This is a genomic window from Acidovorax sp. 22279 (assembly GCF_052045435.1).
Classification (GTDB): Bacteria; Pseudomonadota; Gammaproteobacteria; order Burkholderiales; family Burkholderiaceae_C; genus Acidovorax; species Acidovorax delafieldii.
This window is the reverse complement of record NZ_JBQEOV010000012.1, coordinates 33,977-52,139: the sequence shown is the minus strand read 5'-3', so window position 1 is coordinate 52,139 and position 18,163 is coordinate 33,977. Positions and strand designations below refer to the sequence as shown.

General features: G+C 65.6%; 19 protein-coding genes. 8 read left to right on the top strand and 11 right to left on the bottom strand.

What is annotated here, in order from left to right; genetic code table 11:
- Positions 1–32: 32 nt before the first annotated feature.
- From clsB to ACTJKQ_RS16320, 7 genes are all read left to right on the top strand, one after another.
- Positions 33–1,277, top strand: a complete 1,245-nt coding sequence (gene clsB, locus ACTJKQ_RS16350) for a cardiolipin synthase ClsB (RefSeq protein ID WP_440597452.1) — start codon at positions 33–35, stop codon at positions 1,275–1,277.
- Between the two features lie 117 nt (positions 1,278–1,394).
- A complete protein-coding gene (gene folE / locus ACTJKQ_RS16345) occupies positions 1,395–2,120 on the top strand; it encodes a GTP cyclohydrolase I (RefSeq protein ID WP_056060424.1) in 726 nt (241 codons plus the stop codon).
- A gap of 2 nt (positions 2,121–2,122) precedes the next feature.
- The gene (locus tag ACTJKQ_RS16340; RefSeq protein WP_056060427.1) at positions 2,123–2,545 is read left to right on the top strand and encodes a BLUF domain-containing protein; all 423 of its coding nucleotides are present in this window, start codon (positions 2,123–2,125) and stop codon (positions 2,543–2,545) included.
- Positions 2,546–2,753: 208 nt separating this feature from the next.
- Positions 2,754–3,635, top strand: coding sequence for an EamA family transporter (locus ACTJKQ_RS16335; protein ID WP_436079256.1), 882 nt, complete (start codon positions 2,754–2,756; stop codon positions 3,633–3,635).
- Positions 3,632–4,480 carry a DUF429 domain-containing protein gene (locus ACTJKQ_RS16330; protein WP_440597451.1) on the top strand — a complete coding sequence of 283 codons (849 nt, stop codon included), beginning with the start codon at positions 3,632–3,634 and terminating at the stop codon, positions 4,478–4,480. The genes ACTJKQ_RS16335 and ACTJKQ_RS16330 overlap by 4 nt, the downstream gene beginning before the upstream one ends.
- A gap of 81 nt (positions 4,481–4,561) precedes the next feature.
- Entirely contained in the window at positions 4,562–4,780 is a 219-nt protein-coding gene (locus ACTJKQ_RS16325) for a hypothetical protein (RefSeq protein ID WP_440597450.1), read from the top strand.
- A 120-nt stretch (positions 4,781–4,900) separates the two neighbouring features.
- Positions 4,901–5,572, top strand: a complete 672-nt coding sequence (locus ACTJKQ_RS16320) for a histidine phosphatase family protein (RefSeq protein WP_440597449.1) — start codon at positions 4,901–4,903, stop codon at positions 5,570–5,572.
- 15 nt (positions 5,573–5,587) lie between these two features.
- Here ACTJKQ_RS16320 and ACTJKQ_RS16315 read toward each other — a convergent pair whose 3' ends face one another.
- The 10 genes from ACTJKQ_RS16315 to ACTJKQ_RS16270 form a co-directional block, all read right to left on the bottom strand.
- Positions 5,588–6,328, bottom strand: coding sequence for a hypothetical protein (locus tag ACTJKQ_RS16315; RefSeq protein ID WP_056060442.1), 741 nt, complete (start codon positions 6,326–6,328; stop codon positions 5,588–5,590).
- Positions 6,329–6,693: 365 nt separating this feature from the next.
- Positions 6,694–7,653 carry a hypothetical protein gene (locus tag ACTJKQ_RS16310; protein ID WP_108500170.1) on the bottom strand — a complete coding sequence of 320 codons (960 nt, stop codon included), beginning with the start codon at positions 7,651–7,653 and terminating at the stop codon, positions 6,694–6,696.
- Positions 7,654–7,885: 232 nt separating this feature from the next.
- Positions 7,886–9,229, bottom strand: a complete 1,344-nt coding sequence (locus tag ACTJKQ_RS16305) for a tetratricopeptide repeat protein (RefSeq protein ID WP_440597448.1) — start codon at positions 9,227–9,229, stop codon at positions 7,886–7,888.
- Positions 9,230–9,252: 23 nt separating this feature from the next.
- Positions 9,253–9,861 carry a hypothetical protein gene (locus tag ACTJKQ_RS16300; RefSeq protein ID WP_099731067.1) on the bottom strand — a complete coding sequence of 203 codons (609 nt, stop codon included), beginning with the start codon at positions 9,859–9,861 and terminating at the stop codon, positions 9,253–9,255.
- A gap of 105 nt (positions 9,862–9,966) precedes the next feature.
- The gene (locus ACTJKQ_RS16295; protein ID WP_440597447.1) at positions 9,967–11,370 is read right to left on the bottom strand and encodes an amidase; all 1,404 of its coding nucleotides are present in this window, start codon (positions 11,368–11,370) and stop codon (positions 9,967–9,969) included.
- Positions 11,371–11,500: 130 nt separating this feature from the next.
- Positions 11,501–12,991, bottom strand: a complete 1,491-nt coding sequence (locus ACTJKQ_RS16290) for an ABC transporter substrate-binding protein (protein ID WP_056060456.1) — start codon at positions 12,989–12,991, stop codon at positions 11,501–11,503.
- A 106-nt stretch (positions 12,992–13,097) separates the two neighbouring features.
- Positions 13,098–13,991: an ATP-binding cassette domain-containing protein gene (locus ACTJKQ_RS16285; RefSeq protein WP_440597446.1), complete on the bottom strand. Its 894-nt coding sequence runs from the start codon at positions 13,989–13,991 to the stop codon at positions 13,098–13,100.
- Positions 13,988–15,025, bottom strand: coding sequence for an ABC transporter ATP-binding protein (locus tag ACTJKQ_RS16280; protein WP_440597445.1), 1,038 nt, complete (start codon positions 15,023–15,025; stop codon positions 13,988–13,990). The genes ACTJKQ_RS16285 and ACTJKQ_RS16280 overlap by 4 nt, the downstream gene beginning before the upstream one ends.
- Positions 15,026–15,058: 33 nt before the next feature.
- Complete coding sequence (locus tag ACTJKQ_RS16275) at positions 15,059–15,937, bottom strand: ABC transporter permease (protein WP_440597444.1); 879 nt, start codon at positions 15,935–15,937, stop codon at positions 15,059–15,061.
- A gap of 5 nt (positions 15,938–15,942) precedes the next feature.
- Entirely contained in the window at positions 15,943–16,905 is a 963-nt protein-coding gene (locus tag ACTJKQ_RS16270; RefSeq protein ID WP_440597443.1) for an ABC transporter permease, read from the bottom strand.
- 208 nt (positions 16,906–17,113) lie between these two features.
- Between ACTJKQ_RS16270 and ACTJKQ_RS16265 the strand changes: the two genes are divergently transcribed.
- The gene (locus ACTJKQ_RS16265) at positions 17,114–17,371 is read left to right on the top strand and encodes a YfhL family 4Fe-4S dicluster ferredoxin (RefSeq protein WP_295937503.1); all 258 of its coding nucleotides are present in this window, start codon (positions 17,114–17,116) and stop codon (positions 17,369–17,371) included.
- Between the two features lie 101 nt (positions 17,372–17,472).
- On the opposite strand, the gene pth is transcribed toward ACTJKQ_RS16265, so the two are convergent.
- On the bottom strand, positions 17,473–18,081 hold the full coding sequence (gene pth / locus ACTJKQ_RS16260; RefSeq protein ID WP_056747313.1) for an aminoacyl-tRNA hydrolase: 609 nt from the start codon (positions 18,079–18,081) through the stop codon (positions 17,473–17,475).
- Positions 18,082–18,163: the final 82 nt, after the last annotated feature.

Here is an 18,163-nt window from a genome sequence, read left to right as displayed (position 1 = left end):
TGCCGGGGTGTGCGCGGTGGCGGGGTGACGGGATGAGGCGCAAGCCCTTTGCGCAGGCCCCCGGCGCCGGGCCCGCCGACGACCACCAGGTCCGGCTGCTGCAAGGTGCCGAGGAGTTCTTTCCGGCGCTCACCGAGGCCATGGATGCTGCGATGGCGGACATCCAGTTCGAGACCTACATCTTTGACTTCACCGGCGCCGGAGCCACCGTGGCCCAGGCGTTGATGCGCGCTGCAGCGCGCGGCGTGCGCACCCATCTGGTGGTCGATGGCGTGGGCACGGGTGCGTTGCCCAAGGCCTGGGCCGAGCAGTTTCAGGCCGCCGGGGTGCTGTGCAGCGTGTATTCGCCGCTGGGGCCGCTGGGGCTGCTGCTGCCACACCGCTGGCGGCGCCTGCACCGCAAGCTGTGTGTGGTGGATGGGCGGGTGCTGTTTTGCGGCGGCATCAATGTGCTGGACGACTTTCACGACCCCAACCATGGCGCGCTGGAGGCACCCCGTTTTGACTTTGCCGTGCGGGCCACGGGCAGTCTGGTGGCATCGGCCAGCGACACCATGGACCAGCTCTGGTGGCGCATGCAGGCCGTGCGCGACGCACGCCAGCGCCGCTTGCCGGAGGCCCTGCAGGCCTTGCGCGCGGCCAGCGCGGCACGGCACGCGGAGCAGGGCGGCGACCCCGGCGCAGGCCCGCCTGTGCGCGCCACCCTGGTGCTGCGCGACAACGTGCGCAACCGCAGCCGCATCGAGAAGGCCTACCGCCGCGCCATCGGCGCAGCACGGCACGAGGTCATCATTGCCAATGCCTACTTCATGCCCGGCGGCAAGCTGCGCCGCGCGCTGGTGATGGCCGCACGCCGGGGCGTGCGGGTGCGCCTGCTGCTGCAGGGGCGGTACGAATACTTCATGCAGTACCACGCGGCCCGTCCCGTGTACGGCGCGCTGCTGGAGGCGGGGGTCGAGATCTACGAGTACGCCCCGAGCTTTCTGCACGCCAAGGTGGCCGTCATCGATGCGCAGGGCGACCGGCCCTGGGCCACGGTGGGCTCGTCCAACCTCGACCCGCTCTCGCTGCTGCTGGCGCGCGAGGCCAACGTGGTGGTGGAAGACGCCGCCTTTGCCATCGACCTGCGCCAGCGCCTGGTGCACGCCATGCAGCACGCGGGCCGCCGCATGGACCCTGCGCGCTATGCCGGCCGCCCGCTGCGCCAGCGGGTGCTGGACCGCGTGGCGTTTGGTCTCATGCGCCTGGCGCTGTGGGTGACGGGCAAGCGGTACTGAGGGCGCCTTTGCCGAGATTGCTATATTATTAATAGCTTCTCAGGCATATTCCACTAGCGCTTGCTGCCTAAAACCCTTGTAATTGATCAAACTGGGTTCGCTGGTACGATGCCAGCCATGTCCAGCCAACCTGCCGCCGATATGACGCCCACCTCACCGGACGAAGGCACGCCCGTTTCCGTCAAGATCCGAGAACGCCTTGCCGCCGCGCGCAAGCGCTTTCACGCCAACGACAACATTGCCGAATTCATCGAGCCCGGCGAGCTGGAAAAGCTGCTCGACGAGGTCGAGGTCAAGATGCAAGGCGTGCTCGACAGCCTGGTGATCAACACCCAGGGCGACCACAACACCAACAACACCGCGCGCCGCGTGGCCAAGATGTACCTCAACGAGGTGTTCCGCGGCCGCTATGTGGCGCAGCCGCCCATCACCGAGTTCCCGAACGCCGAGCACTTGAACGAGCTGATGATCGTGGGCCCGCTCACCGTGCGCAGCGCCTGCAGCCACCACTTCTGCCCCGTCATCGGCAAGATCTGGATCGGCGTGATGCCCAACGAGCACACCAACGTGATCGGCCTGTCCAAATACGCGCGCCTGGTGGACTGGATCATGGGCCGCCCCCAGATCCAGGAAGAAGCCGTGGTGCAGCTGGCCGACCTGATCATGGAAAAGACCCAGCCCGACGGCCTGGCCATCGTCATGGAAGCCAGCCACTTCTGCATGTCCTGGCGCGGCGTGCGCGACAACGACAGCCGCATGATCAACTCGGTCATGCGCGGCGTGTTCCTCAAGGACAGCGCTTTGCGCCGTGAATTTTTGTCCCTCATCCCTGGAAAGAACTGACCATGCTGGTACGCCTGCTTTACGCCAGTCGCGCGGTCGATACCTCGCCCGCCGCCATTGAAGCCATCCTGACGCAGTCGCGCCAGCACAACCCCGGCAGCGGCATCACCGGCGTGCTGTGCTACGGCGGCGGCGTGTTTTTGCAAGCCATCGAGGGCGGACGCTCTGCGGTGAGCGAGCTGTATGGACACATCCAGAAGGACACGCGCCACAAGAACGTGGAGCTGCTGCACTACGAAGAAATCGCCGAGCGCCGCTTTGGCGGCTGGACCATGGGGCAGGTCAACCTGTCCAAGATCAACCACTCCATCCTGCTCAAATACTCTGAAAAGCCCGAACTGGACCCGTATGCGGTGTCGGGCAAGGTGTCGTTTGCGCTGCTTGAAGAGTTGATGGCCACGGCCTCCATCATCGGCCGAGCCTGAAAAGCGGGGCGCTTTGCTACTGCGCCAGCCGATTCAGGGCCTGCTGTGCTCGCCGTACGAGAGTACGGCTGCGCGCATCGGCCCAGACTAGGCTGGCTCGCTACGCAAATCGCCCCACTTTTCTTCGCAGCCAGCAATCACGTTTCGCAGCCGCAGCCGCCCAGAAGGCGCTGCGGCTTTTCTGTTCAGGCCGTTCTTTTCCCCGCCCGTGACCTTCACCGCCTTCGCCCTCATCATCCTCGCCGGCCTCATCCACGCGTGCTGGAACATCGTGGCCAAGAAGGCCGGGGGGGACTCGCGGTTTGCGTTCTTCACCTCGGTGATCATGATGGTCGTCTGGGCGCCGCTGGGCTGGTACCTGGGGCGCGACGCGGTGCCGCAGTGGGGCGCTGTGGAGTGGGGTTTTGTTGCCGCCAGCGGGCTGCTGCATGTGGCGTACTTCGTCATCCTGCTGCGCGGCTACCGTGTGGCGGACCTCACCGTGGTCTACCCGCTGGCGCGCGGCTCGGGGCCGCTGTTGTCGTCGCTGGTGGCCATCACGCTGCTGGGTGAGCAGATATCCGCGCTGGGTGCCTTGGGCATCGTGGGCGTGGTGGGGGGCGTGTTTCTGATCGCGGGTGGCCCGGGCCTGCTGCGCGCCGCGCACGACCCTGCCGCGCGGGCGCGGGTGCACAAGGGCATTTTGTATGGCTTGCTCACGGGGGCCTTCATTGCCAGCTACACGGTGGTCGACGGCTATGCGGTCAAGTTTCTGCTGATGTCGCCCATCCTGGTGGACTACATGGGCAACTTTGTGCGTGTGGGCCTGCTGGCGCCCGTGGTGCTGCGCGACCTGCCCACCGCCCGCACCTTGTGGCTGGCGCAGTGGCGTTTTGCCCTGGCCGTGGCGGTGGTGAGCCCGGTGGCCTATGTGCTGGTGTTGTATGCCATGCAGCAGGCGCCCCTGTCGCACGTGGCCCCGGCGCGCGAGGTGTCCATGCTGTTTGCCGCGCTGATTGGCGGACATCTGCTGGGCGAGGGTGACCGCGTGGCGCGCATCTTTGGCGCGCTGTGTATTGCGGCAGGCGTCACGGCCCTGGCCTTGGGATGACGGCCGCCGCACCACAAACCCTGCTGCTGGGCTGCGACTTCTCCAGCAGCCCCACGCGGCGCAAACCCATCGTGCTGGCGCTGGGCCAGCGCCAGGGCGCGCGCGTGTCGCTCACCACGCTGCAACCGTTCGACACCCTGGCCGCGTTTGGCCAGTGGCTGGCGCAGCCCGGCGACTGGGTGGGCGGGTTCGACCTGCCTTTTGGCCTGCCGCGCGAGCTGGTGCAGGCGCTGGGGTGGCCCACTGACTGGCTGGCGTGTATGCAGCACTACCGCGGCCTCAGCCGCGAGCAGATCCGCGCGCAGTTTGCGGCGTTTTGCGACGCGCGCCCCGTGGGCGGCAAGTTTGCCCACCGCGCCACCGACGGGCCCGCAGGCTCCAGCCCCTCGATGAAATGGGTGAACCCGCCGGTGGCCTACATGCTGCACGCGGGCCTGCCGCTGCTGCTGGACGCGGGCGTGCACCTGCCCGGCTTGCACACAGGCGACCCCCGCCGCGTGGCGCTGGAGGCCTACCCCGGCCTGCTCGCGCGTGAGGTGCTGCAGCGGCGCAGCTACAAAAGCGACGACCGCGCCAAGCAGACCACCGACCGCCTCATCGCCCGTAAGGACTTGGTCAATGCGCTGGAGCTGGGCCAGACCCGCCTGGGCCTGCGCCTCAAGCTCAGCCACGCCCAGCGCGATGCGCTGGTGCAGGACGCCAGCGGCGACAGCCTGGACGCCGTGCTGTGCCTGCTGCAGGCCGCCTGGGCCCAGCAGCGCCATGCTGAGGGCGACGCGCTTTACGGCCTGCAGCCGGGGCTCGATCCACTCGAAGGCTGGATCGTCACGGCGGACAAGCCCTGACCAACGATTCGGCCGCTTTTCCGGGCATCGGCCCGCCGCAGGCTGCGTAGCATGGGCGGTACACGTAGGACTTTGTTTGCCATGTCTTTTGTCCCCCGCCGCTTGCTGGTCCTGACTCTGCTGGCCCCGCTGCTGCTGCAGGCCGCCCCCGCGCCCTGGTACTACTGGCGCAGCCTGGTCGATGGCCAACGCGTGTGCGCGCAAACCTCGCCCGGCCCGGGTTGGGAGCAGGACAGCGCCCCCCACGAAGGCCCCGGCTGCCAGCCGCGCCGCAAGGTACTGGTCGTGCCCATGCGGTGACGGGCCACACGGTGGTGGGCAGTCGGCTGTTATAAAAAACATAGCTATCAGCGCTTATTGCATAAGCGCTTGCGGGCAAAAGAGCTTGCAATGCTGTGTGTACATTCGATAATGGCACGCATGACTGAATTGATTCTGATCCGCCACGGCGAGACCGACTGGAACCGCGAACTGCGCTTCCAGGGCCACGTGGACGTGCCCCTCAACGCCACTGGCCACGAACAGGCCCGCCGCCTGGCCGAGCGCCTGGCTGCAGAGCGCCCCGTGGTGCACCACCTCATCTGCAGCGACCTCATCCGCACCCAGCAGACCGCCACGCCCAGCCTGCAGGTGCTGTTCCCCCAGGCCCGCATAGACACCCTCACCGACAGCGCCCTGCGCGAGCAAAACTTTGGCGTGGTGGACGGCAAGCGCGTGGACGACGTCAAGCAGGAACACGCCGACGCATGGAACCAGTGGCTGCGTTTTGAAGCCGACTACGGCATGCCCGGCGGCGAGACCACCCGCCAGTTCCACACTCGCGTGATGGACGCCGTCTACCGCATCGCCCAGCAGCACAGCGGCCAGACCGTGATGGTGGTCACCCACGGCGGCGTGCTCGACATGATCTGGCGCACTGCGCGTGGCACCGGGCTGGATGGCCCCCGCCAGAGCGACATCCCCAACGCGGGGCTCAACCGCGTGCGGGTGCGCGGCGAGGCGGTGGAGGTGATGGACTGGGCCGATGTGCGGCACCTGGCAGATTTGCCGGAGCAGCCGGTGTACGACCAGACGAAGTTGGTGGTGCGGTGAGGAGGCCCGAGGTCTTTACCCGCCTGCATAGATGACACCTGGGCGTGTACCGCCCAGGTCATCGGTATTGGGGTCCTGCACAGGCTCCACACCAAACATGCGCCCTAGTGTCACGAAGTTGTAGGTACCGCGTCGATCGGTGTAAACGGCGACTCCCTGCGGCGTCAGCGCAATGGGATACCAGTCTCCGGCAACACGCTCATCTGTTTGCTGGCTGACCAGCTTACCGTCCGCTCCGTACAGCCTCAGTTCGCCTGTGGCTGCGAGTTGGCGGCTGCCCTGCTTGGAGGAGAAAGCGCGCACCGAGTGCAGGACAAACTGTCCCCCCGGCGCCAGCGTGAGAGCAGGCTCAGGGTCGCTGCCGGGAACGCCCTCAATCCGTACGATGCTGCGTTGTGTACGGTGCAGCAGCGCATAAGCCGCACCGTGGGCATTTTGAGAAGCTGTGTATCCAATCAGCGCGGTGTTGGCAGATGTTGCGAGCGGGGTGGCAAATGTCACCGTGGCGCCGCCCGCGTAACGGCTGAGCTCTGCACGCAGCTCAGAAGTCAGGTCGATTTCAGCCAGCTGGGGCTTGAGCCGCCCGTCGGAGCCACGTGTAATGCTTGGCGGCGTTCCATTGAGTACATCAAAGCTGCCCAGATCCTGTCGGCTCTGCAAAGTCCATGCAGGCACTGAAAATTTGAGGAGACTGTAAGGCATGCGTCCGCTTGTGTCGTCACGCTGCAACTGGGCAGATGCAACGATGAGCGCCATTCCTTCATCCTGAGGCAGGGCATCGGTCAACGAGGCCGGTCTGGCCAAACAGCTGTCAGGTCGCACGCCTGCTGCCGGCAGCTTGGCCACGGCGGGAGGGCTGCCGCTGCGGTCTGACAGTTGAAAGCTTGCTACCTTGGCCTGTTTCGCAAGATCCAGGTGGTCAACGGTGCCGTTGCAATACACCACATACAGATGCTGCGAGTTCTCTCTCCCGCTAGCCGCCGTGGAAGCACGTACTTGCGACGCGGTGTTTGCATTCTCTGGGGAACACGCCGCCAAGAGCAAAGACAAGGCAAGTACGCCGGACGCAGCTAGCAGACCGCGTGGGCGGGTCGCAATGGAATCAGAGGTTGTCAGCACGTTCAGAAGTCCGATTGGGCAAGCACGTTCTCTACATAGTTTGGATCACCGACCGTGCCTCTGGCGGCTACTGGCACTCGCTCCCATTCGGCAAACCCCCGCTGGCCGCTGGAATCCACCGTTACGAAAAGAGCGCCGTTATCGAGTCGTACCCTGTACTCATGCAAGCCATTGGCATATCCGTTGAAGCCGCGAAGTGTGTCCAACTCAAGTTGCTCCGGCGTGTAGTCAGGTAATTCCACAGGCAAGGCGGGCAGCCCTTGTGCGGTACGAGCGCGGTTCCATGCAGTCACCAGATTACGAAAACGCTCTCCGCTACGTACGTTGCGAGGGTAAGCGCGGGCAATGCGTTCCTTTTCCAAGTACAGCGCCCATCCGCCGCGTACATTCTCTTTCCAGCTCCAAGTTTGATCGGCTGTAGGTGCAGGGCGTGTCAGTTGGCACAAGCCAACGCCGCCAAGACCATCGCTGCTGTACTTCGGCCAGTTACCTGGCGTCCGGAACTGTTGGAGCGAGCTTTCCTGGCGCATTTTCTTTCGAAAGACGGCGCGGTTAGCCCCAATGCTGTTGGCGAAGGCGCGTATGGCCGTACCAGTGGGATTTGTTCCCGCGATCGTCCATGTCGCCTGGGCGCGCTGCTCAGTCCCTCCGGCGCGCAAAATGACTTGCACCGTCAACACGCCGCCCCGTATTTCGGTGAAGGGTATTCGCCAACTGGCGTTGGCACTTACCTGCGGAGCGATGCGGCTGTGCTGCGTGCTTCTGCCGCCGCCAAAGGTGGCATTGGTGGCTGGTGAACTACCGTCAAAAGCAAGGGTAGCCGACCACTCGTATATGGGGGCGGCACCCGAGGGCATGGGCTGGTTTTGTAGCGCCGCCGTCACTACGATGGTGGGCATCTCTGCCTCGGCGGTGATAGAGAAGCGCGGGCCTGCGGGCTGGCTGGAAATGACGAGAGGCATGGTGGGTGCCGACTGGGTGTCTCACTCGCTCTCTACGACGCGGCATGTGGATGCGTCGATTGGCACAGCCCGCAGGTCGGCATGAAGTTAAACGGCCCACAATTGTCAGTTCCAGATTCTCTGGAAACACGGATTGATCAGCCTGTTGGCTGTATCTGGGTGTGAAAGTCGTTACGCGAATCCAAGTCTGGTTGCGTTTGCTGTGGAGCGCGTTGGGAAGCGGCTTTGGGACTCAACCCGGCAATTTCAGCGCTGCATTCACCACCCCCACTTGCCGCGCCAGCCTCACCGACTCCGGCTGCCCATTCACTATCGGCTGCAACACGTTCTGCACCGCCGCCCACTGCCCTTTGCGCTGCAGTGCGTCCAGCCAGATCTGGTGAAACAGATCCCGCTGCGCGTGGCTGCCGCCAATCTCCACCAGCCTGGGCAGGGCCACGCCCAGCTTCTCCACTGCCGTCGCCCAGTCGCCCTGCGCATGTGCCAGCAGGCCGTGGGCGGCAGGCACGCACACCTGCTGCCACACGGTGCGCTCGTGTGCCTCGGTGCGGGTGGCGGCGTGGGTTGCGATGTTGTTTTGCAGCGTGCGTGCTGCCTCCATCCGCCCGGCGCGGGCCAGGCCGTAGAGGTATTGCAGGTCCAGAAAGGGCAGTACGTGGTCGGCCAGGCGCGGCGCTAGGTAGTCGGCCACGTCGGTCCAGCGGTCGCCCACATCCACGCCCGCCAGCTCTAGCCGGGCGAGCAGCGACACGGCATTGATCTGGTCCTGGGTGTATTCCTTGACCACGCCCCACACCTGCTGGTCGTAGAGCGCCAGCACCTCGGCGTGCCGGTCCTGCTCCAGCAAAAACAGCGCCTGGTGCCACCAGTTGTGCGTGACCATGAAGGAGTTCAGGCCCGTCCAGGTGTCGCCCACGCTGGCCATGAAGTCGGTACCTTCGCGGATGCGGCCCTGGGTCAGCATGACGTGGGCCAGCGCGTGGTGGGCCCAGGGCTCTTTGCGGCACAGGGTGATGGCGTGGCGTGCGGCGCTTTCGGCCTCTTGCAGGCGGTGGCATTGCTCCCAGCCAAAGGCCAGCATGCCGTGCAGGTAGGGCACCTCGGCCGCTGCGGGCAGGGCCTGCAGCGCCAGGCGCAGCATGCCCGGCGAGTCGCCGCGGTTGAACAAATGGTATTGGCCGAGCTTGAGGGAAGCGAGGTCGCGCGGGTGCAGGCGGGCTTGCTCCTCGTGCAGCGCAATGGCGCGGGGCAGGTCGCCATCCACCCAGGCGGCGATGGCGGCCACAAAGCGTTGCTCACGCTCGGTAGCCTCTGCGGCGCGGGCCAGGGCCTGGTCGATGAAGGGGCGGGCGTTGCGCGGGGCGTCGGCCGACTCGGCAAACATGTGCAGTGCGGCGCAGCTGGCCTGGACGATGGGGCTGGTTTCGGCCGCCGCGTTCAGCACGTTCACTGCGCGGGCCTCGCAGGCGATGAAGCCTTCTACAAAGTCATTCAGCGCTGTCGCGCTGGCCTCGTCGTGCAGCGTGATGGGGTTGCCCAGGCTGTCGGTCATGCGGGTGTGCGTGGAGGATGGCATGGGGCATTGTTGGGTCGCTGGGCTCAGCCGCCGTTGATCAAGGTCACGTAGGCGTTGCGGGTTTCGGCTGAAACGGAAGCGACGAGCTGTTCGTGCGGTGTCTGGTGCCGCGCCAGCATGCGGGCGCTGGCCACCGTTTTGGACTTGCAGTACCAGTGGCAGGTGTGCTGCATCAGAAACAGCTCGGCCGTCATCATGTAGGCGCGGTCCTTGGGCGACAGGTGGCTGGTGTTCTGCACCACATGGGCAATGCCGCGCGCGTGGATGGCGAGCGCACGACGCACGTCAAAGGTCATGGCGGGCAGCAGCTTGTCGGCAAACGGGATCGGCACGGAGAGCCGGCTGACGCGGGCGTGGGCTTCGTCCACCTTGGCAAAGTCGGCGGCAAAGCGGCTGAACTGCTCGCTCAGTTGCGACTCGGTGGTGCTCAGCAGGCTCCAGATCTGGCTGCGGCGCTCGTCGGTGCTTTCACCCAGGGCGCGCAGGTAGCCGTCGGTCAGCGCCTCCATCAGTTTTTCGATCTGGTAGTTGGCCAGGTGTTTGCCCAGCAGCGCAATGCGCTTGCGCTGCTCTTTGGCATTGAGCATGAAGGTGCCGGTGGCGATGAGGATCGCCAGGATGATGATGTCCATGCGGTGGTGGGATGGTGGTTTGTGAGGTGGGGGCTCCAGCGGTGGTGCCAGCGTCAGAGCGTATTCCCCCAAGGTTACCAACAACAACGCACGACAGATGCAGGGTTATGCCGCAGGCGGCTGGGGCCATGCCCGCTGGGGTTCGCGGATCAGCTCGAACGCGTGCGCCACCTGCAGCACGCCCAGGTCGTCAAAACGTGCGCCCGCAATCTGCAGGCCGATGGGCAAACCAGCGCGGGTGTAGCCACAATTGACCGAGGCCGCAGGTTGCTCGGACATGTTGAACGGCACAGTAAAGCCGATGTGTTCCAGCGGGCGCAGCGGGTCGTTGGTGGGCGAGGGCAGCTCGGCCTGGAAGGCGACGTTGGGCGCCACGGGCGAGATCACGTAGTCGAACGCGCTGCAGGCCTTGACGGCGGCCACGCGCGTCAGGTGGAACTGGTGGCTGGCGGTGAAGACCTCGGTGCCGCTCATGCAGGCGGCGCTGTCGGCCCAGGTGCGGATGTAGGGCAGCACCTTGTCGCGCCGCGCCGCAGGCAGGGCCTGCAGGTCGATGTGCGAGCGCATGCGCCAGAAGTGGTCCATGCCGTCGAGCATGGCCTGGGTCATGAAAGGTGCCATGGGCACGATGGTGGCGCCGGCGGCTTCCATGAGTTGGGCTGCGCCCTCCACGGCGCCCTTCACCTCGGGCTCCACCGGCAGGCCGCAGCCTGCATCCAGCAGCAGGCCGATGCGCAGGCCGCGCAGGCGTTCTGCGCCCTTGTTGAACTGGCTCCAGGCGATGTCCTGGTAGGGCAGGCTCATGCTGTCGCGTGCGTCGGGCTGGCTCAGCACCTGCATCATCAGCGCGGCGTCGGCCACGGTGCGGGTCATGGGGCCGGCGGCGCGGCCTGTGTAGGGCGGGTCAATCGGGATGCGGCCCAGGCTGGGCTTGAGGCTGAAGATGCCGCACCAGCTGGCAGGCAGGCGCAGCGAGCCACCAATGTCGGTGCCGATGTGCAGCGGGCCGTAGCCCGCAGCGGCCGCCGCGCCACCGCCGGCGCTGGAGCCGCCCGGGCCCTTGCTCACGTCCCAGGGGTTGCGCGACAGCGGGTGAAAGGTGGACAGGCCGGATGACAACATGCCGTAGTCGGGCATGGTGGTCTTGGCGACGATGACGGCACCTGCCTCGCGCATACGGGCGGCGGGCGGCGCATCGGCTGCGGCGGGCACCAGCTCAACGGCGGCCGTGCCCAGCGGGGTGGGGTCGCCTTCGGTGGAGATATTTTCCTTGATGGTGCTGGGCACGCCGTCGAGCAGCCCCTTGGGCTCGCCGCGCAGCCAGCGGGCCTCGGAGGCACGGGCCTGGGCCAGGGCGGCCTCGGGGCGCAGCAGGTAGGTGGCTTTGATGTGGGGCTCCCACCGTTCAATGTGGGCCAGCACGGACTGCGTGACCTCGACCGGTGACAGCTTGCGCTGGCGGTAGGCGGCAATCAGGTCGTGGGCGGGCAGGTCGTGCAGTTCGGTCATGGCGGGGTGGGTGGTCGCCGTAGCGATGTTTATCAATAAAAAAGGCTGCAAGCGCTACTGGATAAAGCGCTGGCAGCTATTGTTTTAGGAGTCTTGACTCCTGCACGCGCCGCGTTACGGCGCGTGGCGGTCAGGACCAGGACAGCGCGGAGATGTCGTTCACGAACACGGGCATGTCTTTCCACAGGCCCTTGAGGTTCTTGTTGGCCACCGTGATCCACTGGTTGGAGTACAAGAAGGCGTGTACCGCATCGTTGGCCAGCAGGCGCTGCGCATCGCCCAGCAGCTTGGCGCGGTCGGCGGGGCGGGCGGCGTTCTTGATCTGGGTGAACAGGTCGTTGAACTTGGGCGAGTTGTAGGCCCAGTAGTAGTCGGGCTTGGCAAAGTTGCCCAGGTCAAAGGGCTCCACGTGGCTGATGATGGTCAGGTCGTAGTTCTTGCTGCCGTAGGTGCCGCTGAGCCACTGCGCCCATTCCACGTTCTGGATCTTGGCGATGATGCCGACCTTGGCCAGCTGGGCAGCCACCACCTCGCCGCCCTGGCGGGCGTAAGGCGTGGGGGGCAGCGTCATGGTCAGCTCCAGCGGTGTCTTGATGCCGGCCTCGGCCAGCAGCTTCTTGGCCTTTTCAGGGTCGTAGGGGTTCACGCCCGTGGTGTCCACGTAGCCAAACGCGCCGGGCACGTAGTGGCTGCCGATGGGTGCGCCGTAGCCGTCGCCCGCGCCTTCGATCACGGCCTTGCGGTCAATGGCTGCGGCAATGGCGCGGCGCACGCGCACGTCGTCCAGCGGCTTCTTGCCGTTGTTGATGGCCACGATGGTTTTGGCGCGCGAGCCGCTGACCACCACCTGGAACTTTGGGTTGGCCTTGAACTGCGCCACGCTGCGCGGCGTGACGCGGGGGAATGCGTCCACGTCGCCCGCCAGCAGGGCAGCCACCTGGGCGGCTGGGTCGGAGATGAAGCGGAAGGTCGCGCGCTTGATCTTGATGGCCTTGGCGTCGCGGTATCCGTCCCAGGCGGTCAGCACGACCGACGAGCCCTTGTTCCAGGCCTGCAGCTGGTAGGGGCCGGTGCCCACGGGCTTGTTGGCGTTGGTGTCGGCGCTCTTGGGCTCCACGATGATGGAGGTGGCCTGGCCCAGCACGAACAGCAGGTCGGGGTCGATCTCCTTGTTGAGCAGCACCACCGTGTAGTCATCCACCACTTGGGTGGTGATGCCGGCAAAGGTGCGCTTGTCCTTGTTGGTGCTCTTCTCGCCGCCCGCGCGGTCGTACGAGAACTTGACGGCCGCAGCAGTGAAGGGCTCGCCATTCTGGAACTTCACGCCACGGCGCAGCTTGAAGGTGTAGGTCTTGAGGTCGGGCGAGACCTCCCAGCTTTCGGCCAGCAGGGGCGACACGCTGCCGTCGGGGTTGATCTTGGTGAGTGTCTCGAAGATGTTGTACTGAACGATTTCGGCGATGGCAGATGCCGCACCGGCGGTGGGGTCCAGGCCTGGGGGCTCCAGCGTCATCGCCAGCGTCACCGCATCTTTGCGGCCTTGCGCCAGGGCGCCAAGCGAGGTGGTCAAGGGCACAGCGGCGATGGCGCCAGTGGCAAGGACGGTACGGCGGTTCAGCATGTTCGGACTCTCCAGACAAAAAACCAGACAACAACCATAGAGACCCCCGGTGCAATTTGTTACCGGGGAGGAAAGAAGCTTTTTACACCATCACACCTGCATGTGGTTATGCGGTTTTTGCCGTTGCCGCAGTCGCTGCAGCGGCGGCAGCTGCACGGCGTGCCCGTGCCCGGCCGGGCAGCACCTGCGGCACGGCACCCACCAGCGACTGTGTGTAAGGGTGCTGCGCGTTGCGGAACAGCTCGCCCGGCGAGCCACGCTCCACGATGCGCCCCTGGTACAGCACCACCACCTCGTCGCACAGGTGGTTGACGACCGCGAGGTCATGGCTGATGAGCATGTAGGTGATGCCGAACTGCTGCTGCAGATCTTGCATCAGGTTCAGCACCTGGGCCTGTACCGACACGTCGAGTGCGCTCACAGGCTCGTCGGCCACGATGAGGCGGGGCCGGGTGATGAGGGCGCGCGCAATGGCGATGCGCTGGCGCTGGCCGCCAGAAAATTCGTGCGGGTACTTGCCCAGGTCGTTGGTGCGCAGGCCCACTTGCGACAGCACCTGGGCGGCCTGCTCGCGCTGCTCGGCGCGCGTGGTCTGGCCCTGTGCCTGCAGCGGTTCGGTCACGATGCGCTCCACGGTCTGGCGCGGGTCCAGCGATCCGTACGGGTCCTGAAACACCATCTGAAAATCGCGGCGCGCCTGGCGCAGCTGCTCAGCGGGCAACTGGTGCAGGTTGCGGCCCAGCAGCTCCACCGTGCCGGAGGTGGGCGCATCCAGCGCCATCACCAGCCGTGCCAGGGTGGACTTGCCCGAGCCCGATTCGCCGACGATGCCGAGGCTGCGGCCAGAGGCAATCGAGAAGTTCACGCCGTTGAGCGCATGCACCTTGCCCGGCGGGCGAAACAGGTGCTCGCGGGGCAGCGTGTATTCGCGCACCAGGTCGGTCACCTGGAGCAGTGGCGCGGTGGCTGGCGCACCGGTGGTGGGGGGGGCCTGGGTCATGCTGCCACCTCGATGATGTTCACCACATCCGCACTCTGCGCCTCGGCAATGGCTTCACGCCGCAGGCAGCGCACCAGGTGGTCGCCATCGGCATCGGTGGCCACCAGTGTGGCCTCGGGCTGCTTGTGGTGGCAGTCATCCACCGTGTAGCTGCAGCGCCCTGCAAACGGGCAGCCTGCGGGCAGGTCCACCAGCTCGGGCACCGTGCCCGGAATGGTGGACAGGCGCGGGCGTTGCCCGGGCGCATGCACGGCACCCAGGTGGGGCCGTGCGGCGAACAGCCCGCGTGTGTAGGGGTGCGCCATGGCCGAGAAGACCGAGGCGGTGGAGCCGCTTTCGACCACGCTGCCGCCGTACATCACCATCATGCGGTCCACGTTCTGCGAGATCACGCCCAGGTCGTGCGAGATGAGGATCAGCGCCATGTTGCGCTCGGCCACGAGGTCGCTGATGAGGTCCAGGATCTGCTGCTGGATGGTCACATCCAGCGCCGTGGTGGGCTCGTCGGCAATCAGCAGGTCGGGCCCGCAGGCCAGCGCCATGGCAATGGTGATGCGCTGGCGCTGCCCGCCCGAGAACTGGTGCGGGTAGGCGTCAAAGCGCTGTGCGGCGTTGGGGATGCCCACGCGGTCCAGCAAGGCAATCGCTTCGGTGCGTGCGGCTGATGCATTCATGCCCCGGTGCAGGCGCAGCGGCTCCGCCACCTGGCGGCCAATGGTGTGCACGGGGTTCAGGGCCGTCATGGGCTCCTGGAACACCATGCCAATGCGGTTGCCGCGCATCTTGCACATCTGTGCATCGGTGCGGCCCACCAGCTCTTGCCCATCAAAGCGGATGCTGCCGGTGACCTGTGCGCTCTCGGGCAGCAGGCCCATGAGCGACATGGCGGTGATGGACTTGCCGCAGCCGGACTCACCGATCAGGCCCAGGGTTTCACCGCGCGCCAGCGAAAAGCTCACGCCGCGCACGGCATCGGCGGGGCCCCGGTGCGTCTGCAGGCGGATGCGGAGGTTGGAGACTTCTAACAGAGACATCGTGGAATGCAGGTGGTCTTCGGTGCGGAGCTGTCAGCGTTTGCGGGAGAGGCGGGGGTCGAGCAAATCGCGCAGCCCGTCGCCCAGCAGATTCAGCCCCAGCACGGCCAGCGCAATCGCCATGCCGGGCCACACCGCCAGCAGCGGGGCCTGGAACATCAGCGTCTGTGCCTCGCTGAGCATGCGGCCCCAGGAGGGCTGGGGCGGCTGGGTGCCCAGGCCCAGGTACGACAGGGCGGCCTCGGCCAGGATGGCCAGTGCGAACTGAATGGTGGTCTGCACGATGAGCACCGACAGGGTGTTGGGCAGCACATGCTCCAGCGTGATACGCCAGGTGCCTTTGCCACAAGCCCGCGCGGCCAGGATGTATTCACGCGCCCACACTGCGTTGGCCGAGGCACGTGTGACGCGCGCAAACGTCGGGATATAGAAGATGCCGATGGCGATGATGGAGTTGACGATGCCTGCTCCAAACACCGCCGTCATCATGATGGCCAGCAGCAGCGCGGGGAAGGCAAACGTGAAGTCCGCCAGCCGCATGATGAGTTCTTCCACCCAGCCGCGCTTGGCCGCAGCCAGTAGGCCCAGCGCCGTGCCGATGGTGAGGCCGATGCCCACTGCGATCACGCCCACCAAGATGGAGTTGCGGGCGCCCACCATCAACAGCGAGACCACGTCGCGCCCGAAGGCGTCCGTGCCCAGCCAGTGTGTGCTGGACGGCCCTGCCAGCTTGTTGGCAAGGTCCATTTCGTAGGGCGACCAGGGTGTCCAAACCAGCGACAGTGCAGCAGCCAGCACCAGAAACAGTGACAGCACGGCACCGATGACAAAGCTGCGGTGGCGCAGCGCGCGGTGCAGCCAACTCGGGGCGGAGGTAGCTGCGGGGGATGGGGAGGAAATGGCGGCGCTCATGGGGATCAAATATCGGAAGCCTTCACGCGGGGATCGATCACCGCATACAGCACGTCCACGACGAAGTTCACGATGATGACCATAGCGGCGAGCAGCATCACGCAGTTGCGCACGACTATCAGATCGCGGTTGGAGATGGACTGGAAAATCAAACGGCCCAAGCCGGGCAGGTAGAACACGTTTTCCACCACGATGGTGCCCGCCAGCAGTGAGGCAAATTGCAGCCCCATCACGGTGACCACCGGGATCATGGCGTTGCGCAGCACATGGCCCCACAGCGCTGCGCGCTGCGTGAGACCTTTGGCGCGGGCCGTGCGTACAAAGTCTTCACGCAGCACCTCCAGCACGGCCGAGCGGGTGATGCGCGCGAGGATGGCAGCCTGCACCACAGCCAGCGCAATGGCGGGCAGCAGCAGGGCTTTGAGGGCTTCTAGCGGGCTGCCGCCAGCGTCTTCCGTCCAGCCCGGAAAGCCGCCGGCCGAGAACCATTGCAGCTTCACCGAGAACAGCAGGATCAGCAGGATGGCGAACCAGAAGTTGGGGATGGCAATGCCGATCTGCGCCAGGCCCATCACGCCCACGTCACCCAGCTTGTTGTGGCGCGCCGCGGCGTACACACCGGCGGCCAATGCCAGCACCGTGGTGATCACCATGGCCATCAGGGCCAACGGCACGGTAAGCGCCAGGCGCTCCAGCACCAGGTCGAGCACGGGCGAGCTGTAGGCGTAGCTGTCGCCCATGTTGCCCACCACCAGGCCGCTCACCCATTGCCAGTAGCGCAGGCTGGCGGGCTGGTCCAGACCCAGCTTGGTGGCCAGAGCCGCCACCGCATCGGGAGAGGCATCGGGACCCATCAGAATCTGCGCGGCATTGCCCGGCAGGATTTCCAGCACCAGGAACACGACGATGGAGGCGCCAATCAACGTGGCCAGGAGGGTGACAAACCGCTTGAGAAAAAACAGGCCCATGGGTGGGGTGCGTTGGCAGGTGGGTCAGACGCAGGGGCGTCAAAATTAATGTGTATACACAGCATAACGGTAAAAACGTCCCCGTCAGCGGTGGTGGGTTGCAGTGTGGCACGCAAGGCACATGCCACCGGCGCGGGATAATACGGAGCATGAACCGCGCCGCTCGCTCCGTTGCCCCTGTTTTTGGCCCCGTGCATTGGGAGGCCGTATGGCGCTGATGATCACGGACGAGTGCATCAACTGCGATGTGTGCGAGCCTGAGTGCCCCAACCAGGCGATCTATCTGGGGCAGGAGATCTACGAAATCGACCCGAACAAGTGCACGGAATGTGTGGGGCATTTCGACGAGCCCCAGTGTGTGCAGGTCTGCCCTGTGGCCTGCATCCCCGTGAACCCGCAACACGTGGAAAGCCGTGAAACCCTGTGGCAGAAGTTTCAGCGACTGCAGGCGTCTGCGCCGACGTAATTTGAATCCAGTCGGCCGCTTGCGCTAGTGAATCATGCCTGGGATGCTATTGAGTAAATAGCAAAATCCGCTGCGTAACGGCTGAGCGTGCTGGTCGCCCGTCAGTCCTCGACGGGCCGAGGGGGCTTGGGGCGGGGCGGTTTGGTGGTGTGGATGAGCAGCGTGGCCTTTTCCATGTCGCCCGCCAACAAAGCGGGGTAGGCCTTGAGCGAGTGTGCGATGCTGTCCTCGATCAGCGTGCGCTGGTCTGGCGACGGCTTCTTGAGCACCCAGTTGGCCACTTCGCTCTTGACGCCCGGATGGCCGATGCCGATGCGCAGGCGCCAGTAGTCGGGCGATCCCAATTGTCCGTGGATGTCGCGCAGGCCGTTGTGTCCGGCATGGCTGCCGCCGCGCTTGAGCTTGACCTGGCCGGGGGCAATGTCCAGTTCGTCGTGCACCACCAGGATTTCCTCGGGCAGGATCTTGAAAAAGCGCGCCAGCGAGGCCACGGACTTACCCGAGAGGTTCATGAAAGTCTGCGGCTCCAGCAGCCACACGTTCTGGCCATGCACCGTGGTGCGTGCCACCAGGCCGTGGTAACTGCGCTCGGGCACCAGCGTGGTCTTGAGTTCGCGCGCCAGGGCATCAATCCACCAGAAGCCGGCGTTGTGCCGCGTGTCCTCGTAGTCTGGCCCGGGGTTTCCCAGGCCTACAAACAGCTTGATCATGTGCGGGATTATCGGTGGCTGGGATGTGGAAAGGCCGTCAGCATTGCTGCCGCTGCCTGAGGATGCAGTCGGCGAGAGAGAG